Source organism: Ensifer sp. MJa1, assembly GCF_037026475.1.
In the GTDB taxonomy this organism is placed as follows: Bacteria; Pseudomonadota; Alphaproteobacteria; order Rhizobiales; family Rhizobiaceae; genus Ensifer.
In genome coordinates, this window is record NZ_JAKUMO010000002.1 from 199464 (window position 1) to 223562 (window position 24099).

Sequence of the window (24099 nt, forward strand, 5' to 3'; positions counted from 1 at the left end):
GAACTTCAACACCACGTTGATGCTGTCGGTTCGGACGCGCCGCTGACGATCACCATGTATGACCGCATGGTGAAGGTCGGCTCGACCCCGGTGCTGAACGCCGTCTCGTTCTTCCTGATGGTGGGGTCCGGCGTCCTGGCTCTGCTCAGCGTGGTGGTTCAGCGCAACGGGGAGCCGTCCGCCTAGGGCCGGCCGCCTTCAGGTTCACCGTGGTCGCCGGCGTGCTCCGGCGACCCAGCCGGCACGACGTGCGGAGCGTCAGGATGTCGTGCGGAAATTAAGCGCCGACCGTGTCGGCACCCTTCAGATAGCTCACCACCGCATCGGCGATCATGGTGCGATGCCGCCCGATCGTGGCCGGTTCGGAAAGGTCGCGGCGGAAGATCGTTCCGAAGGTGTAGCGGTTGGAAACGCGGAAGAAGCAGAACGCGCTGATCATCATGTGAATGTCGATCGGGTCGGTCTTGCGGCGGAAGCTGCCATCGGCAAAGCCGCGCTCGATGATCGCCTCGATCGTCTGGATCACCGACACGTTGAGATCGCGGATCGCGTCCGAGCGCATCATGTGCGCGGCGTGATGGATATTCTCGATGCTGACGAGGCGGACAAAGTCGGGATTGGCTTCGTCGTGATCGAAGGTCGTGGCGATCAGCGCCCGTAGCGCCTCTTCCGGCGGCAGGTTGGCAAGCTTCAGGTCGGCCTCAAGCGTTCGGATCTTGCGGTAGGAGCGCTCGAGCACGGCGAGATACAGGGCTTCCTTGCTGCCGAAATAATAATAGATCATCCGCTTCGAAGTGCGCGTGCGCTCGGCGATGGCGTCAACGCGCGCGCCGGCCAGCCCATGGGTGGAGAACTCCTCCGTCGCCACTTCGAGGATGTCGTCCTTCGTCCGCTGCGGATCGTTCTTCCTGCCGTTCGGCTGCCGTGCGGCCATTTTTCGCGCTGCCCCGCTCTTCCACAAGCCCTTGTTTCGTCGACTTTATTGCTCGCTTCTTCCGTCGAGCCGGAGGCGCCTCTCCCAGGCGATGTCCCAAGACATAGTCCACCTTGCCTCCTGCTTTCAATAGCAAGACGCTTGACATCCGAACTAGTTAGTACATTTTGGAGAAACATCAACCTGGCATGCGGAGGAGCGCAGGGCCAGGATAGTCGGCAGGACCGGCATGGGAGAGAGAAGCGCACGCAAGCGAGGTCACCTTGATCCGCCTGCGGCCTGGGAGGAGCGCATGACCCGTTTCATCGATTTCTATTTCTTCGTGCTGAAGGTGGCGATCGCCTTGCTGCTTGCCGGCATGGTCGTGCTCGTCTTCGGCAATGTTGTGCTGCGATACGCCTTCAATCAGGGGATCACGGTTTCAGAGGAGCTGTCGCGCATCTTTTTCGTCTGGCTCACCTTCCTCGGTGCCGTCGTCGCAATGCGCGAGCACGGGCATCTTGGCGTCGATTCGCTGATCAAGCGACTGCCGCCGCCGGCCGCGAAGGTCGCGGTGCTGCTGGGGCACGGGCTGATGCTCTATGCGACCTGGCTGATGATCAGCGGCAGCTGGGCGCAGACGCTGATCAATCTCCACGTCGGCGCTCCGGCGACCGGGATCTCCATGGGTTTCTTCTACGGCGCGGGCCTTGCCTTCGGTATCCCGGCCTTCCTGATCCTGCTTTCCGACGCTTTCGCCATCGCCACCGGCCGCATTGACGTGACGACGGCGGAACTGGTGCGCGACAGCGAGGACGAAGTCCCGCACGACACCCCCGCGGCGCCCGCGCTCGGGCCGCTTTCCGTCAAGCACTAAGGGAGGCGTCGATGACTGTTACCATCTTCCTTGGCGCACTTCTCGGGCCGATGGCGCTCGGCGTGCCGATTGCCTTCGCCCTGATCCTCAGCGGCGTCGCACTGATGCTCTACCTCGGCCTCTTCGACGCACAGATCGTGGCGCAGAACGTGCTCAACGGCGCCGACAGTTTCCCGCTGATGGCGGTGCCCTTCTTCCTGCTCGCCGGCGAGGTGATGAACACGGGCGGGCTTTCCCGACGCATCGTCGGGCTGGCGATGGCGCTGGTCGGACATATCCGGGGTGGCCTCGGTTTTGTGGTGATCTTTGCGGCCTGCGTTCTTTCCAGCCTTTCCGGCTCGGCCGTCGCGGATGCGGCTGCCCTTGGCGCGCTGCTTTTGCCGATGATGCTGAAGAGCGGTCACGATGCGGCGCGGGCCGGCGGCCTGATCGCCTCTGCATCGATCATCGGCCCGATCATTCCGCCGTCAATCGGCTTCATCCTCTATGGCGTCGTTGGCGGGGTCTCGATTACCAAGCTCTTTCTTGCCGGCATCTTTCCAGGATTGATGATCGCCGCTGCGCTTTGCGTGACCTGGCTCATCGTCGCCCGCAAGGAGCAGTTCGAATTGCCACCACGGCAGAGCGGCACGGTGCGGCTTCGGGCGCTCGCCGACAGCATCTGGGCACTGATGCTGCCGGTAATCATCATCGTTGGCCTGAAATTCGGGGTGTTCACGCCCACCGAAGCCGGCGTCGTTGCCGCCGTCTATTCGCTCTTCGTCTCGATGGTGATTTATCGCGAGCTCCCTCCGGCCCAGTTGTTCCACGTCTTCGTGGCGGCGGCGAAGATCACCTCGGTGGTCATGTTCCTCGTCGCCTGCGCGGCCGTGTCGGCCTGGCTGATCACGGTCGCCGACGTGCCGGGCGCGCTGGCTTCCCTTGTCGAGCCGCTGATGGGCAACCAGACCCTACTGCTGATCGCGATCATGGTCCTGGTTGTCGTCGTCGGCACGGCCATGGACATGACGCCCACCATCCTGGTGATGACGCCGGTATTGATGCCGATCATCAAGCAGGCGGGGATCGATCCGGTCTATTTCGGCGTGCTGTTCATCATCAACAATTCGATCGGCCTCATCACGCCACCGGTCGGCACCGTTCTGAACGTCATCTGCGGCGTCTCGAAACTGTCGATGGAAGATCTGATGAAGGGGGTGATGCCCTTCCTGATCGCCGAACTGATCGTCCTATTCCTGCTCGTCCTGTTTCCCGGGCTGGTGACCGTTCCGGTCTCCTGGTTCGGGCACTGATGGCAATTTCACGCTTCAACACGGCCGGGAAAGCCGGCCCAACCTGGGAGGAGAACATGTTGAACAGAATGACAAAGCTGGCGCTCGGCCTTGCCTTGCCCCTCGTCTTGCTATCGGCAGGACCGACATTTGCGGAGATCCGCGACCAGACCATCAAGTTCGCGTCTGCGAACAACAAGGGTCACCCACAGGTGACCGGCATGGAAAAATTCGCCGAACTCGTGAAGGACAAGAGTGGCGGCAAGATCGAGGTGAAGCTTTTCCCCGGCGGCACGCTTGGCGGCGACGTCCAGACCGTTTCGGCGCTGCAGGGTGGCGTCATCGAGATGACGGTGCTGAACGCCGGCATCCTTGCCAACAACGTCAAGCAGTTCGGTGCCGTCGATCTTCCCTTCCTCTTTGATAGCGGCACGGAAGCCGACAAGGTGATGGATGGTCCGTTTGGCGAAAGCCTCACCAAGCTCCTGCCCGATACCGGTCTTGTCGGGCTTGGCTACTGGGAACTCGGTTTCCGCAACCTGACCAACAACCGCCACCCGGTGACCAAGATCGAGGACATCAAGGGCCTGAAGATCCGCACGATCCAGTCACCGATCCCGATCGAGCTCTTCAACACGCTCGGCGCCAATGCCGTGCCGCTGCCCTATACGGAGCTCTACACGGCGCTTGAGACCGGTACGGTCGACGGGCAGGAGAACCCGGCGGCAAACATCCTGAACGCCAAGTTCTACGAAGTGCAGAAGTACATGACGCTGACGCGTCATCAGTACAATCCGCAGATCGTGCTCGTCAGCAAGAAGTTCTGGGATGGGCTGAACGGCGAGGAGCAGGCCGTCCTGCAGGCGGCCGCGACCGAAGCGCGTGATTTCCAGCGCAAGGTGTCGCGCGAGGCAGACGCGGCAGCGCTTGATGAAATTCGCAAGACCGGCATGGAGGTCAGCGAACTCAGCCCCGAGGAAACGCAGAAGCTGCGCGAGGCGGTCAAGCCAGTGATCGAGAAGTTCAGCGCCGAGATCGGTGCGGAAACGGTCCAGGCCCTGTTCAAGGAAATCAGCGCTGCCCGCGGCCAGTAACCGCGGCAGACACCGGCCCGCCGACAACGAGCGGCGGGCCGGTAAGGCGGCTGTCCGGGATTGCCGGCAGGAAAAATGGAAACGGAAACCATGACCGAAACGCTTGTAAGACCCTTGAAGGCAGGTCTGATCGGCGCTGGCATCCAGGCCTCGCTGACGCCGGCGATGCATATGGCGGAGGGCGCAGCTCAGGGGCTCCGCTATGCCTATGAGCTGATTGATCTCCACGAACTGAATGCCACGCCAGACGACCTGCCGCGCCTGCTTGCCGATGCCGAGCAGAACGGGTTTTCGGGTCTCAACATTACCCACCCGTGCAAGCAGGCGGTGATTGCCCATCTCGACGAGCTTGCGCCCGACGCGCAACGGCTTGGTGCCGTCAACACCGTCGTTCTTAAGGGCGGCCGACGCTACGGCCATAACACCGACTGGTGGGGCTTTGCCGAAAGTTTCAGGCGCGGCCTGCCCGATGCCGACCTTTCCTTCGCCGTCCAGCTTGGTGCCGGCGGCGCAGGCGTGGCGACGGCCTATGCCGCACTTTCACTTGGCTTGAAGCGCCTTGAAGTTTTCGATCGTGAGCCGGAGCGGGCGCAAGCGCTCGCCACGATGCTCGCCGGCTTCTTCCCCGAGGCTGAGATCGACGCCGGCACGGATCTACCCGCAGCGATGCGCATAGCGTCCGGGCTCATTCATGCGACGCCGACGGGCATGGCGAAATATCCCGGATTGCCGCTCGACAGGGACCTCATCGACCCGCGCCATTGGGTCGCCGAGATCGTTTACTTCCCGCTCGAAACGGCGCTGCTTGAGGAAGCCAGGCGCCGCGGATGCCAGACGCTCGATGGTGGTGGCATGGCCGTCTTCCAGGCGGTCGGCGCCTTTCGCCTGTTTACCGGGCTCGAGCCGGACGCAACACGGATGCTCAACCATTTCAAGGCGATGACCGGCTGAGACCGGTGGACCGAACGTTCCAGCGAGGACAGAAGCATGAAGACCTCGATCGCAACGGTTTCCTTAAGCGGTGACCTGAAGGACAAGCTCAGGGCCATCGCCAAGGCGGGCTTTGCCGGTGTCGAAATATTCGAGAACGACTTCCTGGCCTTCGACGAGAGCCCGCGCGAGGTCGGCCGGATGGTGCGCGACTTCGGTCTGGAGATCACCCTGTTTCAGCCGTTCCGCGATTTCGAGGGCATGCCCGAGCCGCTCCGGTCGCGTACCTTCGACAGGGCCGAGCGCAAATTCGACCTGATGCAGGAACTCGGCACCGACCTCGTTCTCGTCTGCTCGAATGTCTCGCCGGCGGCGCTTGCCGGCATCGACCGGGCGGCTGCCGACTTTCGCGAACTCGGCGAACGGGCCGCAAGAAGGAATTTGCGTGTCGGTTATGAGGCGCTCGCCTGGGGGCGCCACATCAATGACCATCGCGATGCCTGGGAGATTGTCCGGCGCGCCGACCACCCGAACATCGGCCTGATCCTCGACAGCTTTCATACCCTGTCGCGCAAGATCGAGATCAATTCCATCCGCTCGATTCCGAAAGAGAAAATCTTCATCGTCCAGCTTGCCGACGCTCCGCTGATCGACATGGATCTGCTTTACTGGAGCCGTCACTTCCGCAACATGCCGGGCGAGGGTGACCTGCCGGTGACCGACTTTACCCGGGCGGTGGCAGCGACCGGCTATGACGGTTATTTGTCGCTCGAAATCTTCAACGACCAGTTTCGCGGCGGCAATGCCAATGCGATCGCCGTCGACGGCTACCGCTCGCTGATCTATCTCGGTGACCAGGTCAAGCGCGCCGAGCCGGATGTGCGCCTGCCGGTTCCTGAGATGCCGCCGCGCGTCGACGTCAAGGGTATTGCCTTCGTCGAGTTCAGCGCCTCCGAGGACGAGGCAGAAGACCTCGAAGCGCTGCTCGTGACGATCGGTTTTGAAAAGACGGCGCAGCACCGGACGAAACAGGTGGTGGTCTATCGCCAGGGTTCGATCAACCTGGTGATCAACACCGAAAGGGAAGGCTTCGCCAACGCCTCCTATCTGGTGCATGGCACGTCGGCCTATGCCCTCGGCCTGCTGGTCGACGATGCCGCGGCAACTGCCGAACGGGCACGGGCGCTGGGCGCCGAGCCGTTCGAGCAGCCGGTCGGGCCGGGAGAGCTGTTGGTTCCGGCGATCCACGGGGTTGGCGGCGGGCTCATCTATTTCCTCGATGAGCGATCGGAACTCGCCAGAATCTGGGAGATCGAATTCGATCCGGTACCGGAGGAGGCATCGACGAAGCCGGCCGGCTTGACGACGATCGATCACATTGCCCAGACCGTCAAATACGAGGAGATGCTGACCTGGCTGCTGTTCTACACATCGCTGCTTCAGGCGCAAAAGACGCCGATGGTCGACATCGTCGACCCTGCAGGCATCGTGCGCAGCCAGGTCGTGGAAAACGATACCGGGACGCTTCGCCTGACCTTGAACGGCGCAGAGAACCGCAACACGCTTGCGGGCCACTTCATCGCCGAGACCTTCGGTTCCGGCGTGCAGCACCTCGCCTTCGCGACCAGCGATATCTTCGCAACGGCGAACGCGCTGCGCGCCAACGGGTTCAAGGCGTTGCCGATTTCGCCGAACTACTACGACGACGTCGAGGCGCGCTTCGGCCTGGACGCGGATCTCGTCGAGCGGCTGAGGACCGAGAACATCCTTTATGACCGGGATGATAGTGGCGAGTATTTTCAGCTCTATAGCCCGACCTATGGTGAAGGCTTCTTCTTCGAGATCATCGAGCGGCGCGGCTATCGCGGCTACGGCGCCGCCAATGCCATCTTCCGCATCGCCGCCCTGAAAAAATACCTGCGGCCGGAGGGACTGCCGAGGGGCTGAGTTGCTTACAACCGCTGCCTTGACCATCGACGCCTTTCTCCCGATAGGTCGATCGATGGCACGGCGAGGTGACGATAATGGCAATACTCCTGGTTCCGGGTTTCATGCTCGATGCCGACCTTTGGCGTGACCTGGTGCCTGCGCTCTCAAAATACGGTCCCGCCGCGTACGCCGATCTGTCAAAGGACAGCTCGATAGAGGCGATGGCCAGCCGTGCGCTGTCTGAAGCGCCGCCCGAGTTTGTGCTGGTGGGGTTTTCCATGGGCGGCTACGTCGCGCGGGAGATTGTCCGCCAAGCGGCCGGCCGGGTTCGTGCGCTTGTCCTCATCGCGACCTCCGCACGTAGCGACAGCGATGTCCAGCGCCAGCGCAGGGACGCCATTGCCGGGCAGACGGGCAGCGCCGTCTTCAAGGGGCTCAGCAGGTCGGCCGTCGTGTGGTCACTACATCCTGATCATGCAGGCCGGGCAGACATCATTGCGCGCATTCAGTCGGCAGGGCACCGATTGGGCGGCGACGTCTTTCGCCGGCAGTCTCTCATCGTACGGCGAGATGAACGGGAGGATCTGCACCTGATCCGATGCCCAAGCCTCGTCATTGCCGGGGATGAGGACCGGCTGCGGTCGCGAGCCGAGGCTATCGAGCTTCACCAAGGGCTCGCCGGTTCGCAGTTTGAGATCATCGAGAACACCGGGCACATGGTCCCCATGGAAGCGCCGCAGCGTCTCGCTGCCGTCATCGGTGAATGGCTGCAGCAACCGGGCGTCGGATCACGATAGTTGCAAAAGAAAAAAGGGCCGGCGGAAGACCGCGGCCCATAAAGGTGTGAAGGTCAAAGAACCTCCAGAGGGGAACAGCTGGTGCGGCGGCAATGGGAGGAGAGCCGCCATGTGCATCAGCTGTGTGCTTTATGCCTGATTTTTGACCACGTGGAAAACAATTATTGTGCAATGCAGCTATGCGTGCGCCGCACATGAAGGCGGCCATGCGGGAACGACGCGCCGTCTTCGGCGCGGGGCACACGACCATGTGCTGGATTGAATTTTGGTCCTGTTTGCCAGCAGGTGCGACAGACAATCGGGGCCGGCTGGAAGCACCGGCCCCGATGAGATAGCTGCTACACTAGCGACCGGGAGTCCGGCCGCAGGGACATGCTAGGGCCATTTCCCCAGGCGGGAAGTCCGCGACGATTGCCCCTGGTTTGTCCGCAGCCAATCCACCGGATATCCACAGCCTGTGGTCGCTGTAAGGTCCTGGCGAAAATTGGCTTATTCGTCCCTGTGGTCAACGACGCCCTGGCAACGGGGTGTGCAGAACGTGCGCGTGTCCGGAGCGGCATCCCCGAGCAAGGGCTAAGCCAAAGATGCCTGGCGGGTTTCCGTGTCGATCAGGAATGCGGCAGTTGCGGCAACGAGCAGGAGACCCGCAAAGGTTCCGATCGCGAGCGCATAGCTTTGTGCCACCAGGAGCCCGATGAAAGATGGGGCAAGCAGGCCGCCGAGCCGGGCCATGCCGCCTGCCGAACCCATGCCGGTCGCGCGCGACTCGGTCGGATAAAGTTCGGGCGTATAGGCATAAAGCGCGCCCCAGGTTCCGAGCAGGGCAAAACTCATGAGCAGCAACGACGCTCCGATGAGCAGCGCCCCGTCCGCTACGACGAAGAGCAGGCAGCTGAAGGCGGAAAGCACGCAGAAGCCAACCAGTGTCGGGCGCCGGCCCCATTTTTCGACACCATAGGCGGCCAGCGCATAGCCCGGAATCTGCGCCAGGGCGATAAGGACGAGAAAGCCGTAGCCGCGCACGAAGCCGAAGCCTTCACCCGCAAGCCGCGGCGGCATCCAGGTGAAGACGCCATAGTAGGAGACGGAAACCAGGAACCAGACCGCAAGGATCAGAACGCTGCGCCTGCGCAGATCCTTCGAGAAGAGACCGACGCCTGAGGCGTTTTCCGCAGGAGCGATCGACAGTGCCGCTTCAAGCCGCGGCTGGCCATTGGCAGCAAGCATCCGGTCGATGATGGCCTTCGCCTCGGCGGAGCGGCCCGAGCGAATGAGATAAAACGGAGATTCGGGAACAAGGAAACGAAGTCCGACGCCGATTGCCGCCGGAAGGGCGGTGACGGCAAAAATGTAACGCCAAGCGTCAATTACACCGGCAAGCGAGATGAGCCACGCCGCCAGCGCGACGGCGAGCGTTCCGACTGCCCAGAACCCCTCCAGCATCACCAGCCATCGGCCGCGGCTGCGAGCGGGGAGGAATTCCGACATCATCGCATAGTCAACGGGCAGGGTGCCGCCAACGGCCGCGCCGGTGAGAAAGCGCAGCAGCAATAGGATCCCGAAATTCGGCGCAAATATCGACAGGATGCCGAAGATCGCATCACAGGTGACAGTCGCGATCAGAACCCTTCTGCGGCCGATCCGATCGGCAAGCCGGCCGAAGCCGATCGCCCCGAGCAGCATGCCGAGGAAAAAGAGCGTGCCGGTCTGAAGCGCCTGCGGAACCGTCAGTCCGAAGGTGCCGGCGATGGATGCTGCGGTGAAACCGACGGCAAGAACCTGCATGGCGTCGGCGGCCCAGACCAATCCGAAAATGCCCATCAATCGATATTGATAGGGGCCCGTTCCGGCACGGTCGAGTGCCTCGTGCATCGTGATCGTCGTCATTGCGTCCTGCCTTGGGAGTTCACCGCGCGGACACTACGTCGACTGACCGACCTTGAACATTGTAGAAATGTCGCAACCTGCCCGTTGTTCTTTCGAGCGGCTCGCAATGGCCGAGCGCGGCCGCCGCGCTTCGCGATGACAAGCCGCGGCATGTGTGGTCCAGAGGGTTGAGAAAGCGGATGAAACGTGCGGAGGTTGTATGAGACTGTGCCGGCTGCTTGCCTCTGCGGTGCTGGTGCCGCTGCCCGCGGCGGCCAACGGCAAGCCACCCTTGCGGGCGGGCGCCGCTTTCCTGACAGCGCGCGCATGATCGCACTCAGCCGGCATGTCGGCCCTGTCGCAGCCTGGCCGGTGTCACGACTTCCTGAATGTCTTTTCTCCGTCAGTAGTAGGGCGAGACGCACACCTGCCGTGGACCGTGATAGGGCTGGAAGGTATTGTCGTAAGCCCTGTAGGAGCGGTAGCGGGCGTAACACCAGCTCGTGTGGGTACTGCCGCCGTAATAGGTCTGCCTGTAGTAGCGCGGCGCATAGTAACGGGGTCGGTAGTAGGTCGGGCCATAATAGCCCTGATCGTAGTAGCCTTGGTCGTAGTAGCCTTGACCGTAGTAGCTCGGGCCGTAGTAGCGCGGTTGTGCCAGCGCACCGCCGATGATCGCGCCGGCTGCGAGGCCGCCCAGCGCCCAGGCCCAATCATCGTTGCTGCCGTGGTGATGACCGTTGTAACCGCCGTAATAGCCGCCGCGATATCGCCTGTATTGAACCAGTTCTGGCTGCGACGACGCGACGCCCGGCGCGACAAGTGTGGGAAACGCCATGGCCGGGGGAACACTTGTCAGCGTCGTCACCAGCGACAAGGCAAAGATTGCTAGCCTCTTCATCGGCTTCACCTTTCCATCCACCCCGCCACCAGCAATTATAACGCGGAAAAGGCAATGAAGCACTGCGTTTCGAGCACCCGTCGCCAGGGCTCCGTTACCGAAGACGATGAACTGACCGAAGACGATGAACTGGCCGCCATCGGCGGACAACCCGGCAGTTGCGCCGGCGTGACGCCAAGCGGTCAGCCCTTGGGTGCCGCGCGCAGCGCCGACGCCGGATAGCGCAGCGTCGGGTCGAAGGGATTGAGCTTGCTGCTGATCGCCTGCGCTTCTGCCTTCAAGAGATCCGTGATCGTTCCGCTTCGGTTTTCCGTCAGCCGCGACGCCAAAGTGCCGATGCTCAAGGAGGCGACGGCGATGCCGTTGCGGTCAAGCACCGGTACGCCGAGACCGGCCATGCCCTCGATCATCTCGAAGTTCATCTGTGCGGCGCCGATCCGCCGGACTTCCTCGATCTTGATGCGCAGGTCCACCTCGTCGATCGCGGCGCGATCCATGATGCGCGGCATGTTGAACTTGATGATCGCCTCGCGTTCCTCCTCCGGCAGGTGCGCCAGAATGGCGATGCTGCCCTGGCCGATGCCGAGCGGCACCTTGCCGCCGATGTCGCCGGTGAAGGAGCGGATCGGGAAGGGGCCCTCGACGCGGTCGAGGCAAATCGCATCGAAGTTGCTGCGCACCAAGAGGAAGACCGTGTCGTTGAAGGTGGCCGACAGTCTCAGCAGCGAGGGGCGGGCAATGTCGAGGATACCGTCTCGCCGACGTGCTTGCGAGGCGATCGAGAAGAATTCCAGCGACAGCCGATAGGATTTTCCTTCCGGCATCTGCTCGACGAGCCCTTCGGCGATCAGGCTCTTCAGCAGCCGATGCGCCGACGGCTGGGTGAGATTCAGCCTGCGCGCGAGGTCGATCACCCGCACACCTTCGCTCGCGTTCTCCGCGAGATCTTTCAGGATGTGGATTGCTTTGCCGAGGCTGGAGCTTCCTGCATTTTCTGATTCCGACATGTGCGCATATCTCGCAATAGTCACGTGACTAGATTCCGTATATCGGATTTTTATAACAAAAAATTCCGAAATAGAAAATTGCGTTTGTGTTTTTCGTCAATTTCCTGGAGTTAATTCACAAGCCTTTCTTCAAGGGGTGGATGCGCCAGAACGTGGATAGCCAGGCGGCTATCCCGATCGCGAAGTCGTGCCCTTTCCGGTGCGTTCGCGGCCGGCGGACATCACATCACCTGAGACGAGGCTTGATGGTTGACGACGTGTCGTTCGCCAGGATCGCCGACAAGAAAAACGGGGCAGGCGATCCGCGCGAGCGACCCACGGGAGAGTGAGCATGAGTTTCCTGAACCTCGAGAAGGTCTCCAAGTTCTATGGACCGGTTGCGGCCGTTCACGATTTCGATCTGGCGGTCGAAAAGGGCGAGTTCATCTCGCTGCTCGGTCCATCCGGCTGCGGCAAGACGACAACCTTGCAGATGATCACCGGGCTCGTGCGTCCCTCGGCCGGCACGATCACCATGGGTGGCCGCGACATCACTTACCTGCCGCCGCCACAGCGCGAACTCGGCGTCGTCTTCCAGAGCTACGCGCTTTTCCCGCACATGACCGTTGCCCAGAACGTTTCCTTCGGTCTCGAAATGCGCAAGGTTGCGAAGGCGGAGCGCGAAAAGCGCATCAAGGAGATCCTGGCGCTCGTCCATCTCTCGGCGCTCGCGGACCGCTATCCGCGCGAAATGTCGGGCGGCCAGCGCCAGCGCGTGGCGATCGCCCGCGCTCTCGTCATCAACCCGCCGGTGCTTTTGCTCGACGAGCCGCTGTCGAACCTCGATGCGCAGCTTCGCGAAGAAATGCAGTTCGAACTGCGCCGTATCCAGCAGACCGTCGGCATCACCACCATCATGGTGACCCACGACCAGGCCGAAGCGCTGTCGATCAGCGACCGCGTCGTCGTCATGGAAAAGGGGCGCATCACCCAGGTCGACACGCCCTATGAACTCTACGAGCACCCGCGCAACGACTTCATCTCGTCCTTCGTCGGCAAGTCCAATTTCCTGCGGGCAACCGCGGCTTTCAACGGCAAGGGCGCGTCGATCAGCATCGACAACACACAGGTGCGTTTCAACACCGATCGCCGCGAACCGGACGGCAGGGTCTCGGTGTTCATTCGCCCGGAAAAGCTGAGGCTGACGGAGCCGGCGGATGGCCAGATCCAGGGCAAGGTGACGACGCGTTACTTCATGGGCAGCCAATGGCTGGTCAGCGCCGAGACGCCGGCTGGTGTCCTCGCCGTTGCGGTTCCAAACCTCGGTGGGCCGCCGCCGGCTGAAGGCGAAACCGTCGGGCTCGCCTGGCAGAATGCCGATTGTCGTGTGCTGGCGGGAGCGGCCAAGTGATGAGTGCTGCCACCTCCGCCGTCAGACCGCGCTTGCTTGCGCCCTTGGCGCTCTCCGGCCCGGCGACCCTGTTCTTCATCGGCCTCGTCCTCTTGCCGTTGCTGTTGACGGTCATCCTCTCGTTCAACAGCTACGACTACACCACCGGTATCCAGGGCGATTTCACCTTCGCCAATTACCTGACGGTGCTGCAGGACGAGTATTACCTCTCGACCTTCTGGCGCACTTTGCGCCTGGCCTTGCTGACCACGGTCATCACCGTACTGATCGGTGTGCCGGAAGCCTACATCCTCTCGAACATGCGCAAGCCCTGGCGATCGATCTTCTTGCTGGTGATCATCGGTCCGCTGCTTGTGTCGGTGGTGGTACGCACCTTTGGCTGGAGCATGCTGCTCGGCAAGAACGGCTTCGTGAACAGCGCGCTCGCCATCGTCGGTCTCGAGCCGGTCCAGCTTCTCTACACCGAGACGGCGATCGTCATCGGCCTCGTGCACATCATGTTGCCCTTCATGGTGATCCCGGTCTGGACGGTGCTGCAGAAGCTCGACCCGACGGTCGAGGCGGCGGCCCTCACGCTTGGCGCCTCGCGCTTCACCGCCCTTCGCCGCATCGTCTTCCCGCAGGCGTCGCTCGGCATTCTCTCGGGCAGCCTGATCGTCTTTGCCCTTTCAGCCAGCTCCTTTGCGATCCCGGGCCTGCTCGGTGGCCGGCGGCTGAAAATGGCAGCGACGCTCGTCTACGATGAGTTCCTGATCGAGCTTAATTGGCCGCTCGGCGCGACCATCGCGATGATCGTTCTCGTCGCCAATCTCGTGATCATGCTTGCCTATAACCGCCTGATCGAGCGGCAGGCCAAGCGCAAGCTGGGTTGAAGCCATGCAGAGAAACGGACCCATTGCTCTCGCCTTCCATAGCCTCGTCGTCGTCTTCATGCTGGCGCCGATGGTGGTTGTCTGCCTCGTTGCCTTCACGCCGGAAAACACGCTGGCCATGCCCTGGAACGGCCTGTCGCTGCGCTGGTTCGAGGCCGTCTTCCAGCACGCCGACTTCATGTCGTCCTTCGGAAACAGCGTCCGGCTGGCGTTGCTTTCGGCGACCATCTCGACGGTCTTTGCCGTGCCGGCGGCGCTGGCGATCACCCGCTACGAGTTCCGCGGCCGCGAGGCGCTGAATGCCCTGTTCCTGTCGCCGCTGATCATCCCGCATCTGGTTCTCGGCGTCGCCTTCCTGCGTCTTTTCTCGCTGATGGGTATGGGCGGATCCTTCGGCTGGCTGGTCGCCACCCATGCGATCGTCGTCACCCCTTATACACTGCGGCTGATCCTCGCTTCTCTGACCAGCATGGACCGCAATGCAGAGAATGCGGCGCGCACACTGGGAGCCCAGGAATGGACAGTGTTTCGCCGGATCACCATGCCGCTCATGCTGCCCGGCATCAGCGGTGGCTGGCTGCTCGCTTTCATCAACAGCTTCGACGAGCTGACCATGTCGATCTTCGTGACTTCGCCGTCGACGGTGACGCTGCCGGTGCGCATGTACATGTATGCCAGCGAATCCATTGACCCGATGATGGCGGCCGTTTCGACGCTGATGATCGCGCTTGCCACCGTCACCATGATCATCCTCGATCGCCTGTTCGGTCTCGACCGGCTTCTGGTGGGCAAGGGCTGAAATCCGATGTCGATGCATGCACAATTCCGCCGGCGCTACCGGCTGGACGAAACACCTGTGCCCTTCACGCTGAACGGCGTGGCTGAAACCGGACGGCGCGGCGACACGGTGCTGACGGCGATCCTGTCGGTCAGCGGCCGCCTCCGGCAAAGCGAATTCACCGGCGAGGACCGCGCCGGGTTCTGCCTGATCGGTGCCTGCCAGGATTGCTACGTGAGGTTGGCGAACGGCGGGCGCGTCCGGGCCTGCAGCACGGCGCTTGAGCCGGGCATGGCCTTCATCACCGATCTCGATGCGATGGCGGAGGCGGCCCATGAGTGAGCCGTTGCAGCCGGTCATCGTCGGCGCTGGACCGGCAGGCATACGTGCGACCGAGCGGCTCGTTCGCGCCGGCCTCAGACCGATCGTGCTCGACGAAGGTCAGCGCGCCGGCGGCCAGATCTATCGCCGTCCGCTGATCGATGACGGTCGATCCTATCGCAGCCGTTATGGCTCGGAAGCCGGCAAGGCACAGAGCCTGCATCAGGCGTTTGAAGCGTTGCTGCCTCAAATCGACTACCGGCCGGAGACGCTGGTCTGGAACATTTCGGCGCCCGAGCGCGGCAACCAACTCGACGTTCTCTCATCGGGCGTTCATCGCCAGATCGACTTTTCGCAGTTGATCCTGTGCACCGGTGCGACGGACCGTGTGCTGCCGTTCTCGGGATGGACGACGCCCGGCGTCTATACGCTCGGCGCGTCGCAGACTACACTCAAGGCGCAAGGCTGCACGGTCGGCGACCGCGTCGTCTTCATGGGCTCCGGACCGCTGCTCTACCTCGTCGCCTGGCAATACATGAAAGCGGGTGCGCGCGTGGAAGCGGTGCTCGATACCGCACCCTTCACATCGAAGCGGCATCTGCTTTCGCTTGCTGTTCACGCGCCACGCATCGTCGCCCTCGGTCTCTTCTATGGACTTCAGCTCCAGCTTGCCGGCGTGAAAATCCGCTATGCTGTGCGGCCGCAGGCTGTCTTGGGCAAGTCGCAGGTCGAGGGTTTGCGTTTCCGTCGACGTGCGCTCACGGGTGATCTTGTCGAGACGATCCGCTGTGACGCGCTCGCCTATGGCTTTGCACTCCGTCCGGAGACCCAGCTTGCCGATCTTGCGGGCTGTCGTTTCCGTTTCGACGAGCGCGACCGCACATGGTTGCCGGAGCGTGATGCCTTCGGTCGAACGAGCCGGAGAGACGTTTACGTCGCTGGCGATGGCAGCGGTATAGCCGGCGCTGACGCCGCGGAGATCTCGGGCGAACTTGCAGCCGCGGCCCTGCTTCAAGACATCGGGCACGAGGCAGCGGATGCGACACGGCTGGTGGCGACGCGCGAGGCGATCCTGCGTCAGCGCGACATCCTCGAACGGGCTTTCCCCTTCCCGGACGATTGGTTCGAGACCGTCCCCGACGAAACGACGCTTTGCCGTTGCGAAGAAATCACCATCGCGGAGGGGCGCCGTGCCATCGCGTCGGGATCGATCACCGAGATCAACCGCCTGAAGGCGCTGAGCCGTGTCGGCATGGGCCGCTGCCAGGGCCGGATGTGCTCTGCTGCTGCTACCGAACTGCTGAGTGGTGCATGCGCTACGTCTGCGGGTGAGGTCGGTCGCCTGCGCGCCCAGGCACCGGTCAAGCCGATCCCGCTCGGGTTCGGCACGGACGTCGAGACAGAGGTGCGGACATGAGCCGTCGCCTCTCCGTTGACGTCGCCATCATCGGTGGCGGGCTGGTTGGCAGCTCAGCGGCCCTCGCGATGCGCAAGGCCGGACTTTCCGTCGCGCTTGTCGACAAGGGCTATTGCGGCGCCCAGGCGAGCGGCGTGAACTATGGCGGCGTGCGCCGGCAAGGCCGGCCTCCCGAGCAATTGCCGCTGTCACAACGGGCGCACCGGATCTGGCCGCAGCTGAAGGCGATGATCGGCATTGATGCCGAATATGTCCGCTCCGGCCACCTGAAGCTCGCCCGCACCGAAAAGGATTTCGCCAAGCTCGAAACCTATGCCGAAACCGTGAGGGACTACGGCCTCGGGCTCGAACTCGTTGCCGGATCGGGGTTCGCTGAGCGGTTTCCCTGGCTTTCGGCGAAGGCGGTCGGCGCTTCGCTCTGCCCCGAGGACGGCCATGCCAATCCGCGGCTGGTGGCACCCGCTTTCGCAAGAGCGGCGGAGCGTGCCGGTGTCACCGTGCTCGAGCAGACGCCGGTCCGCGAGGTCACGGCGACGGGCAACGGCTTTGCAATTCTCGCCGGTGACGGCGTCGAGATCCGCTGCCGGCAACTGGTCAACAGCGCCGGTGCCTGGTCCGATCGCTTTGCCGCCCAGTTCGGAGAGGCGGTGCCGCTGACACGGATCTATCCGTCGATGGTCGTCACCGAACCGTTGCCGCTGCGCCTGCCAATGAGCATGGGCGAACAGGGTGGCAGCTTCTATGGCCGGCAGGTCGCACGTGGCAACTACGTGATGGGTGGCGGCCGCGGCCTGCCGCTTGGCGATCCGGATTATTCACGCCCATCAGTGACCGCTGCGTCCTCCGTCATGCAGCGCGCCATCGCGCTCTTTCCGCACCTGGCTCATGCCCAGGTCATTCGCTTCTGGTCCGGCACCGAGGCCGAAATGCCCGACGGTAACCCGGTAATCGGGCCGAGCGAAACGACATCAGGCCTTTTCCACGCCTACGGTTTTTGCGGCGCCGGCTTCCAGACAGCACCCGCCGTCGGCGAGGTGCTTGCAGAACTCGTCACCGAAGGGCGCAGCACCACGCCCATCCAAGCCTTTTCCATTGGCCGCTTCCGCAAGGTGGCGGTCGAAACTGCAGCCTCGTTGTAAACAGAAAGGGGAATACCATGATTGACCAACGGCTTACCAAAACCACGGCCCTCGCACTGCTGGCCTTCGTCCTGCAGCAAAACGCTGCGTCGGCGGAAACCAAGACGCTCTATATCGGCATGAACGGCGGCAACTTCGAGCGCGCCTATACCGAACACGTGCTGCCGCCCTTCGAAAAGGCGAACGACGTCAAGGTCATCGTCGTGCCCGGCACCTCCGCCGATATTCTCGCCAAGGCGACCGCCGCCAAGGATAATCCGCAGATGCATGTCATGCTGCTCGACGACGGCGTGATGGTGCGCGCGATCGGCGGTGGCCTCTGCCAGAAGATCGCCGCCGATCCGGTGCTCGACCAGATCCAGCCGGCTGCCCGCCTGAAGGACGACATGGCGATCGGCGTCGACATGGGCATGACGGGTCTTGCCTACAACAAGAAACTCTTCGACGAGAAGGGCTGGCCGGCGCCGACCTCGTGGATGGACATGGCCGATCCGAAGTTCGAAAACGCCGTCGTCTTCCAGTCAGCGTCCGCATCGAGCTTCGGCCTGCACGCCTTCCTGATGTTCAACCGCATCCAGGGCGGCAGCGAAACCAATGTCGAGCCGGGCTTCGAAAAGTTCACCGACACGATCGGCAAGAACGTCATCGAATTCATCCCGAGCTCAGCCAAGATCTCCGAGATGGTGCAGACCGGCGAGGCCGCGATCTTCCCGCTCACCCCGACGGCCGTCAACAACCTCAAGGACAAGGGTATTCCGGTCGAATATGCCCAGCCGAAGGAAGGCTCCGTCGTGCTCGCCGTCACCGAATGCGTGATCGCCAACAACAGCGAGCCGGAACTCAGCCAGAAGCTCGCCCACTACCTGCTTTCGGCCGAAGCGCAAAGCCTGGCACTCGACAACGGCAATATCATCCCGTCAAACATCAATGCCAAGGCCGGCACGGATGCGGCAAACCAGAAGCTGACGACTTTCAAGGCCAACATGGAAACCGCCAAGGTCCTCGATTGGGATGCGATCAACCAGAACCGGCAGGAATGGAACAAACGCTGGAACCGCATGATCGAAAGGTAAGTACTGGCTAACCATTGTACATGCTTGCGCACGCCCCCGCGGAAACACGGGGGCGTTGCCGTACTGGGGCCTAGCGCGTGTTAGAGCGCACCGTCGATCGGGCGGCTGTTGTGTTCGCCCTGGCTCGTCGCCGACGGAAAGAGTTGTGAGCCGAAGGCGCCCTGGCTGCTGATATTGGGAAAGCTGACATCGGCAACCTCGAAATCAGGCATGAGTTGAAGCATCGGCAGGATGCGTTCGAAAACGGCACCGCCTAGCGGTGCCGCATTCCAGCCGGAGGTGCGAAAACCATAGGTCTCCGGCAGGCCCTTCGGTTCGTCGAGCAAGGTCAGCAGCAGGTAGCGCGGATTGTCGACCGGGACGACGCCCATGAAGGACGTGATGTTGAGCTCCTTGGAGTAACGTCCGCCGACGACTTTCTCCGCCGTGCCGGTCTTGCCGCCGATGAAGTAGCCTTTGACCTCCGCCCGTTTCGCCGAACCGGTCTTGGCATTGAGCCGAAGCAGATAACGAAGTGCCTCTCCGGTCTCAGGTTTGATCAGGTCGCGCGCGAGCAATCGTTCCTCAAGCGGCGCGCCCTTGATCAGGGTCGGCCGGATGAGCCGGCCGCCGTTGACGAGTGCCGCCACTGCGATACTCGCCTGCAGCGGCGTGACGGCAATCCCGTGGCCATAGGAGGCAGTTGCCGTGTCGATTTCGCCCCAACGTCGCGGCAGTTGTGGATGGGCGCTTTCCGGCAGTTCCGTCGTCAGCCGCGACATCTGTCCGAAGCGGTCAAGGAACGCCTTAAGGTTTTCCGGGCCTACGGCGATCGCCATCTTCGCCATCGAAATATTGGACGAGTAGATGAACGCCTCAGGCACGGTCAGTGGCCGATACTGGCCTCGGTAGTCGTTGATGCGGAAGCGTCCGAAGGCGAGCGGCTTGCTGGCGTCGATGACGGAGCGAAGGGTGAATTGCCCGGAGTCGAGCGCCATCGCCGTCGTCAACGCCTTGAAGGTCGAGCCCATCTCGAAGGTGGCAGCCGCGATGCGGTTGATGCGATCGGGCTTCGATGCGTCGACCGGCAGGTTCGGGTCGAAATCGGGATAGGAAACCAGCGCCAGGATCTCGCCATTGGTGACATCGAGCACCAGTCCGGCACCGGCCTTGGCACTGAACTTGGCGATCGCCTTGCGCAACTCGGCTTCTAGCGCGTGCTGGATGCGAATGTCGAGCGTGACTGTGACCGGCTCGAGGTTGCGGTGGGAGAGATCCATGCCGCTCTGGCGCAGCACCTCGAGCCCCTGGCCTTCGATCCAGCGCTCGATGCCGGCAATGCCGATATTGTCGATGTCGACGGTGCCGAGCACATGGGCGGCAAGCGCGCCGTTCGGATAGAAGCGCTGCTTCTCGCGCTGAAAACCGATGGCGGGAATGCCGGCGTTCCAGACGGCCTGCTCCTCCGCCGGCGTCACCTGGCGCTTGATCCAGGCAAAGGCAGCACCACTCTTGAGGCGTCGGTAGAGGTCACGCCCATCGAGTTCTGGAAAGATCGCCGTCAGCTTCTCGACGGCTTCGTCGACGTCGACGATCAGCCGCGGCTCGGCGTAGAGCCCGGAACTCGGCACGTCGATCGCCAGGAGATTGCCGTTCCGGTCGAGAATCGACGGGCGGCCAAGCGATGGCGGCGGCGGAATGTAGCCGGTCCGCTCGTAGTCGGCGACCCCAAGCTGGACAAGTCGGGCCAGCATGAGACCGAAAACGAGCGCAAAAGCGCCGATGACAAAAAGCAGACGGCCGCGGTGATCCGCGCGGGAGCGAACAGCGCGCGCCATCTCAATAGAGCCCGTTGCTGTTGGCGAGCAGCTTTTCACGCTGTTCGGCTGAAAGCTCGGGATCGGCGTGAGGCGGTGTGTTTGCCGTCTCGAAGCCATCGATGACGGCGCAGCCGCCGAGGCAGGGCGCCGTTCCCGGCTTGAAGGTTTCGAGGATGGCGCCGGGCGTGCCTTTGGGCACCGGTTGACCGCTCTTCCGGTCGATCGCTTCAAGCAGCATCCCCGGCGGCGCATGGAAATTCGCCGCCGGCCGTCCCTGGAGAGCCGTCTTCATGAAATCGATGAAAACGGGTGCGGCCAGACCACCGCCGGTTTCGCCGTTGCCCATCGGCTTCGGGGTGTCGTAGCCGAGGAACACGCCGGTGACGATATTGGGCGTGAAGCCAACGAACCAGACGTCCTTTTCGTCATTGGTAGTGCCGGTCTTGCCCGCAATCGGAACGCCAAGTGCGCTGACGTTCCGCGCCGTTCCGCGTTCGACGACGCCGCGCAGCATCGAGGTCACCTGATAGGCCGTCATCGGATCGAGCACGTAGTCGCGATCGTCCACCGGTTCCGGTTCGTCCTGGCCAGTCCATGCGGCAACATTGCAGTCGCCGCAGCGGCGCTGGTCATGGCGGAAGATGGTTCGGCCGTAGCGGTCCTGGATGCGATCGATCATAGAGGGCGTCACCGCCTTGCCGCCATTGGCGATGACCGCATAGGCGGAGACCAGTCTGAGCAATGTTGTCTCGCCGGCGCCAAGCGACATGGGCAGATAGGGCTTCAGATCGTCATAGATGCCGAAGCGCTTGCCATAGTCGGCAACAAGATCCATGCCGAGATGGCGGGCGAGGCGCACGGTCATCAGGTTGCGGCTGTTTTCGAGCCCGACGCGCAACGTCGAGGGTCCGCTGAAGCGGCCGTCATAGTTCTTCGGTTTCCACACACGGCCGGCACCGTCGGCAAGGGCGATCGGCGCATCCATCACCAGGGTCGTCGGCGCATAGCCGTTGTCCAGCGCTGCGGCATAGACGAAGGGCTTGAAGGACGAGCCGGGCTGGCGATAGGCCTGGGTCGCGCGGTTGAATTCCGACTGGGCATAGGAAAAACCGCCGGCAACCGCGAGCACGCGACCCGTGTTCGGATCCATGGAGACGAGCGCGCCTTGTACGAGCGGCGGCTGCCGGAGCACATAGCCGCCGTCCTGCTTCTCCACATAGATGACGTCGCCGGGCGACAGAACGTCGTCGACATTCTTGTCGCAGCCGCGGTTGCCCGTTGCCGACCTGCAGAGCGCCCACGCCATGCCCTGGCGTTCGAGACGGATCGTCTCGCCCGCCCTCGCTGTGTCGGTCGGCACCTTCGCTTGGGGCCGCAAGCCGATCTCCGCTTCCGCCTTTCCGGTCGCGAGCACGACCCCGAGCCGCCATTCGGGGACATCCGTGAGCGGCTTTAGCTTGGCGAGCGCTGCCGCCCAACCTGTCGTCGTGGCGAGCTGGTCGACAGGTCCGCGAAAACCCTTCGCCTGATCATAGGTGACGAGCCCCTTGCGCAGTGCCTTCGTCGCTGCCTCCTGCAGCCGCGGATCGAGTGTCGTGCGTACGGAAAGACCCGCGGTGTAGAGTGCTGCCTCGCCAAATTGAGCATTGAGTTGGCGGCGAATGTCCTCTGTAAAATACTCCGCCGCCGCTATCGCCGGCGCCGGGTCGCGCGTCTTGGCGCCGAGCGGCGTTGCGGCAGCCTTGGCGGCGATTGCGGCATCGATGAAGCCGTTCTGCCGCATCTGGTCTATCACCCAGTTGCGCCGCCCCGTTGCCCGTTCCGTCTGGCGATCCGGATCGTAGTTGTTGGGCGCTTTTGGCAAGGCGGCGAGAAAGGCCGCCTCCGAAACCGAGAGCGCACTGACAGGCTTGTCAAAATAGGTGAGTGCCGCCTGCGCCACGCCATAGGCACCACGCCCGAGATAGATGTCGTTGAGATAGAGTTCGAGGATGCGGTCCTTGGAATAGGTCTGGTCGATGCGCAGCGAAAGGATTGCTTCGCGCAGTTTCCGCTCCACCGTGCGGTCCGAGGTCAAGAGGAAATTCTTGGCGATCTGCTGCGTGATGGTCGAGCCGCCGATCATGCGCCGGCCGGAGCCATAGCTGGCGAAATTGGACAGAAGCGCCGTACCAATGCTCGTCACGTCGATCCCGGGATGCGTGTAGAAGTTCTTGTCCTCGGCCGAAAGGAACGCCTGGCGGATGCGCGCCGGGATCGCGGCGATCGGCAGGAACAGCCGGCGTTCGCGGGCAAGTTCTCCAACCATCATCCCGTCGTTCGCATAAAGGCGGGTTGTAACCGCCGGTTCCCAGCTTGCGAGTGTTCTGTGATCGGGCAGGTTCCGTGTAAGTGCGGCCACGAGTGCAGCCAAGGAGAGCGCAACCACGGTTAAAAGATTGAGCGATGTGCCAAGCAGATTTGCAATGAACTTCATGACGGGGGCGGACGGACCTTTGGGCATAGACAACCAGGCCGGCACGACCCTTCGTGCGGCTGGCAACGTTTGTAGAGCGGACGTTGGAGGGTGCGCCGGCATCGAAGTGCCGGCTGCGGCGATGATGCCGACAGGCCCTACGGCCAGGCAAAAAGGCGCATGGGAGCCTCCGAATGCGGTGCATTGCGCCGCAACTTTCATGAGTTGACGACAGCCGGGCAGGGCCTGGGTCAGCCGATGGAGTTCACCGTAAAGGGATTGCGCCCATGCAACAAACCACGTTTATTTGCGAGACCCATTAGGTGAGTTAGGGCATTCATGGTCAGGCCATATCTTCCGCTCAATGCTTTGCGGGCCTTCGAGGCCTCGGCGCGGCATCTGAGCTTCACCCGCGCAGCAATCGAGCTGTGCGTCACGCAAGCGGCCGTCAGCCATCAGGTCAAGCTGCTCGAGAGCCGTCTGAACGTGACGTTGTTCAAGCGGTTGCCGCGCGGCCTGATGATTACGACGGAGGGTGAGGCCCTGTTGCCCGTCCTGCGCGATTCCTTTGATCGGATGGCGGACATGCTCGCGCGTTTCGAGGCAGGCCACATCCGCGAAGTGTTGATGATCGGCGCCGTCGGAACCTTTGCGGTCGGCTGGCTCTTGCCAAGACTTGCCGATTTCCAGGCGAAATACCCGTTCATCGATGTCCGGCTTTCGACCAACAACAACCGCGTCGACATGGCGGCGGAAGGTCTCGATTTCGCCATCCGCTTCGGCGGCGGCTCCTGGCACAATATCGAGGCGACGCGGCTTTTCGAGGCGCCGCTTTCGGTTCTTTGCATCCCGGAGATCGCCGACCGGCTGAAAACGCCTGCCGACCTCTTGGATGAGACGCTTCTCAGGTCCTATCGCGCCGACGAATGGGTGAACTGGTTCGAGGCGGCGGGCATTGCCTATCCGGCGCCGCTGTTGAAGGGCATTGTGTTTGATTCTTCGCTGGCGATGATGGAGGCTGCGGCGCAAGGGATCGGCGTCGCGTTGGCGCCGCCGCTGATGTTCTCGCGGCTGTTGTCGAACGGCGCGATCCGGCAGCCGTTCGACGTCCATACCTCGATGGGAAGCTACTGGCTGACGCGGTTGAAGTCACGCCCGATCACGTCGGCGATGAAGGCCTTTGGCAAGTGGCTGGCGGCTGAGGCGGAGAAGGAAGCAGGCACCCCTCCTGCCGGCGAGATTGCTGTCGCCGGCTGATCATTCTGGTGTC

At 62.7% G+C, this 24099-nt stretch carries 22 protein-coding genes; 16 read left to right on the forward strand and 6 right to left on the reverse strand.

Going from position 1 to position 24099, the window contains the following annotated elements:
• The first annotated feature begins 54 nt into the window (after positions 1 to 54).
• The gene (locus MKZ91_RS03690) at positions 55 to 186 is read left to right on the forward strand and encodes a hypothetical protein (protein WP_336168097.1); all 132 of its coding nucleotides are present in this window, start codon (positions 55 to 57) and stop codon (positions 184 to 186) included.
• Between the two features lie 91 nt (positions 187 to 277).
• Here the strand turns inward: MKZ91_RS03690 and MKZ91_RS03695 are convergent, their stop codons facing one another.
• The gene (locus MKZ91_RS03695; RefSeq protein ID WP_336168099.1) at positions 278 to 934 is read right to left on the reverse strand and encodes a TetR/AcrR family transcriptional regulator; all 657 of its coding nucleotides are present in this window, start codon (positions 932 to 934) and stop codon (positions 278 to 280) included.
• A 292-nt stretch (positions 935 to 1226) separates the two neighbouring features.
• On the opposite strand from MKZ91_RS03695, the gene MKZ91_RS03700 reads away from it, so the two are divergent.
• The 6 genes from MKZ91_RS03700 (at position 1227) to MKZ91_RS03725 (ending at position 7811) form a co-directional block, all read left to right on the forward strand.
• On the forward strand, positions 1227 to 1790 hold the full coding sequence (locus MKZ91_RS03700; protein ID WP_336168101.1) for a TRAP transporter small permease: 564 nt from the start codon (positions 1227 to 1229) through the stop codon (positions 1788 to 1790).
• Positions 1791 to 1801: 11 nt separating this feature from the next.
• On the forward strand, positions 1802 to 3082 hold the full coding sequence (locus MKZ91_RS03705) for a TRAP transporter large permease subunit (protein ID WP_336168103.1): 1281 nt from the start codon (positions 1802 to 1804) through the stop codon (positions 3080 to 3082).
• 56 nt (positions 3083 to 3138) lie between these two features.
• Positions 3139 to 4155, forward strand: coding sequence for a TRAP transporter substrate-binding protein (locus MKZ91_RS03710; protein WP_336168105.1), 1017 nt, complete (start codon positions 3139 to 3141; stop codon positions 4153 to 4155).
• Positions 4156 to 4245: 90 nt separating this feature from the next.
• A complete protein-coding gene (locus MKZ91_RS03715) occupies positions 4246 to 5106 on the forward strand; it encodes a shikimate dehydrogenase (protein WP_336168107.1) in 861 nt (286 codons plus the stop codon).
• Between the two features lie 36 nt (positions 5107 to 5142).
• Positions 5143 to 7032, forward strand: coding sequence for a bifunctional sugar phosphate isomerase/epimerase/4-hydroxyphenylpyruvate dioxygenase family protein (locus MKZ91_RS03720; RefSeq protein WP_336168109.1), 1890 nt, complete (start codon positions 5143 to 5145; stop codon positions 7030 to 7032).
• Positions 7033 to 7109: 77 nt separating this feature from the next.
• A complete protein-coding gene (locus MKZ91_RS03725; protein WP_336168111.1) occupies positions 7110 to 7811 on the forward strand; it encodes an alpha/beta fold hydrolase in 702 nt (233 codons plus the stop codon).
• Positions 7812 to 8384: 573 nt separating this feature from the next.
• On the opposite strand, the gene MKZ91_RS03730 is transcribed toward MKZ91_RS03725, so the two are convergent.
• On the reverse strand, positions 8385 to 9698 hold the full coding sequence (locus MKZ91_RS03730; protein ID WP_336168113.1) for an MFS transporter: 1314 nt from the start codon (positions 9696 to 9698) through the stop codon (positions 8385 to 8387).
• Between the two features lie 382 nt (positions 9699 to 10080).
• Complete coding sequence (locus MKZ91_RS03735) at positions 10081 to 10578, reverse strand: BA14K family protein (protein WP_336168114.1); 498 nt, start codon at positions 10576 to 10578, stop codon at positions 10081 to 10083.
• A gap of 54 nt (positions 10579 to 10632) precedes the next feature.
• Between MKZ91_RS03735 and MKZ91_RS03740 the strand changes: the two genes are divergently transcribed.
• Positions 10633 to 10800 carry a hypothetical protein gene (locus MKZ91_RS03740; RefSeq protein WP_336168115.1) on the forward strand — a complete coding sequence of 56 codons (168 nt, stop codon included), beginning with the start codon at positions 10633 to 10635 and terminating at the stop codon, positions 10798 to 10800.
• Here MKZ91_RS03740 and MKZ91_RS03745 read toward each other — a convergent pair.
• Entirely contained in the window at positions 10761 to 11585 is an 825-nt protein-coding gene (locus MKZ91_RS03745; protein ID WP_336168116.1) for an IclR family transcriptional regulator, read from the reverse strand. The two genes, MKZ91_RS03740 and MKZ91_RS03745, sit on opposite strands and share 40 nt — an antisense overlap.
• A gap of 331 nt (positions 11586 to 11916) precedes the next feature.
• On the opposite strand from MKZ91_RS03745, the gene MKZ91_RS03750 reads away from it, so the two are divergent.
• The 7 genes from MKZ91_RS03750 to MKZ91_RS03780 are packed head-to-tail and all read left to right on the forward strand — an operon-like array spanning position 11917 to position 18575.
• Entirely contained in the window at positions 11917 to 12975 is a 1059-nt protein-coding gene (locus MKZ91_RS03750) for an ABC transporter ATP-binding protein (protein WP_336168117.1), read from the forward strand.
• Positions 12975 to 13847, forward strand: a complete 873-nt coding sequence (locus MKZ91_RS03755) for an ABC transporter permease (protein WP_336168119.1) — start codon at positions 12975 to 12977, stop codon at positions 13845 to 13847. The genes MKZ91_RS03750 and MKZ91_RS03755 overlap by 1 nt, the downstream gene beginning before the upstream one ends.
• Positions 13848 to 13851: 4 nt before the next feature.
• Positions 13852 to 14646, forward strand: coding sequence for an ABC transporter permease (locus MKZ91_RS03760; RefSeq protein ID WP_336168122.1), 795 nt, complete (start codon positions 13852 to 13854; stop codon positions 14644 to 14646).
• A 12-nt stretch (positions 14647 to 14658) separates the two neighbouring features.
• On the forward strand, positions 14659 to 14967 hold the full coding sequence (locus MKZ91_RS03765; RefSeq protein ID WP_442892191.1) for a (2Fe-2S)-binding protein: 309 nt from the start codon (positions 14659 to 14661) through the stop codon (positions 14965 to 14967).
• Complete coding sequence (locus MKZ91_RS03770; RefSeq protein WP_336168127.1) at positions 14960 to 16363, forward strand: FAD/NAD(P)-dependent oxidoreductase; 1404 nt, start codon at positions 14960 to 14962, stop codon at positions 16361 to 16363. The genes MKZ91_RS03765 and MKZ91_RS03770 overlap by 8 nt, the downstream gene beginning before the upstream one ends.
• Complete coding sequence (locus MKZ91_RS03775) at positions 16360 to 17502, forward strand: NAD(P)/FAD-dependent oxidoreductase (RefSeq protein ID WP_336168128.1); 1143 nt, start codon at positions 16360 to 16362, stop codon at positions 17500 to 17502. The genes MKZ91_RS03770 and MKZ91_RS03775 overlap by 4 nt, the downstream gene beginning before the upstream one ends.
• Positions 17503 to 17519: 17 nt before the next feature.
• Entirely contained in the window at positions 17520 to 18575 is a 1056-nt protein-coding gene (locus MKZ91_RS03780; RefSeq protein WP_336168130.1) for an ABC transporter substrate-binding protein, read from the forward strand.
• A gap of 80 nt (positions 18576 to 18655) precedes the next feature.
• Here MKZ91_RS03780 and MKZ91_RS03785 read toward each other — a convergent pair whose 3' ends face one another.
• A complete protein-coding gene (locus tag MKZ91_RS03785; RefSeq protein ID WP_336168133.1) occupies positions 18656 to 20392 on the reverse strand; it encodes a peptidoglycan D,D-transpeptidase FtsI family protein in 1737 nt (578 codons plus the stop codon).
• 1 nt (position 20393) lies between these two features.
• Entirely contained in the window at positions 20394 to 22850 is a 2457-nt protein-coding gene (locus tag MKZ91_RS03790) for a penicillin-binding protein 1A (protein ID WP_336168134.1), read from the reverse strand.
• A gap of 318 nt (positions 22851 to 23168) precedes the next feature.
• Between MKZ91_RS03790 and MKZ91_RS03795 the strand changes: the two genes are divergently transcribed.
• Positions 23169 to 24086: a LysR family transcriptional regulator gene (locus MKZ91_RS03795; RefSeq protein WP_336168136.1), complete on the forward strand. Its 918-nt coding sequence runs from the start codon at positions 23169 to 23171 to the stop codon at positions 24084 to 24086.
• The last annotated feature ends 13 nt before the right edge of the window (positions 24087 to 24099 follow it).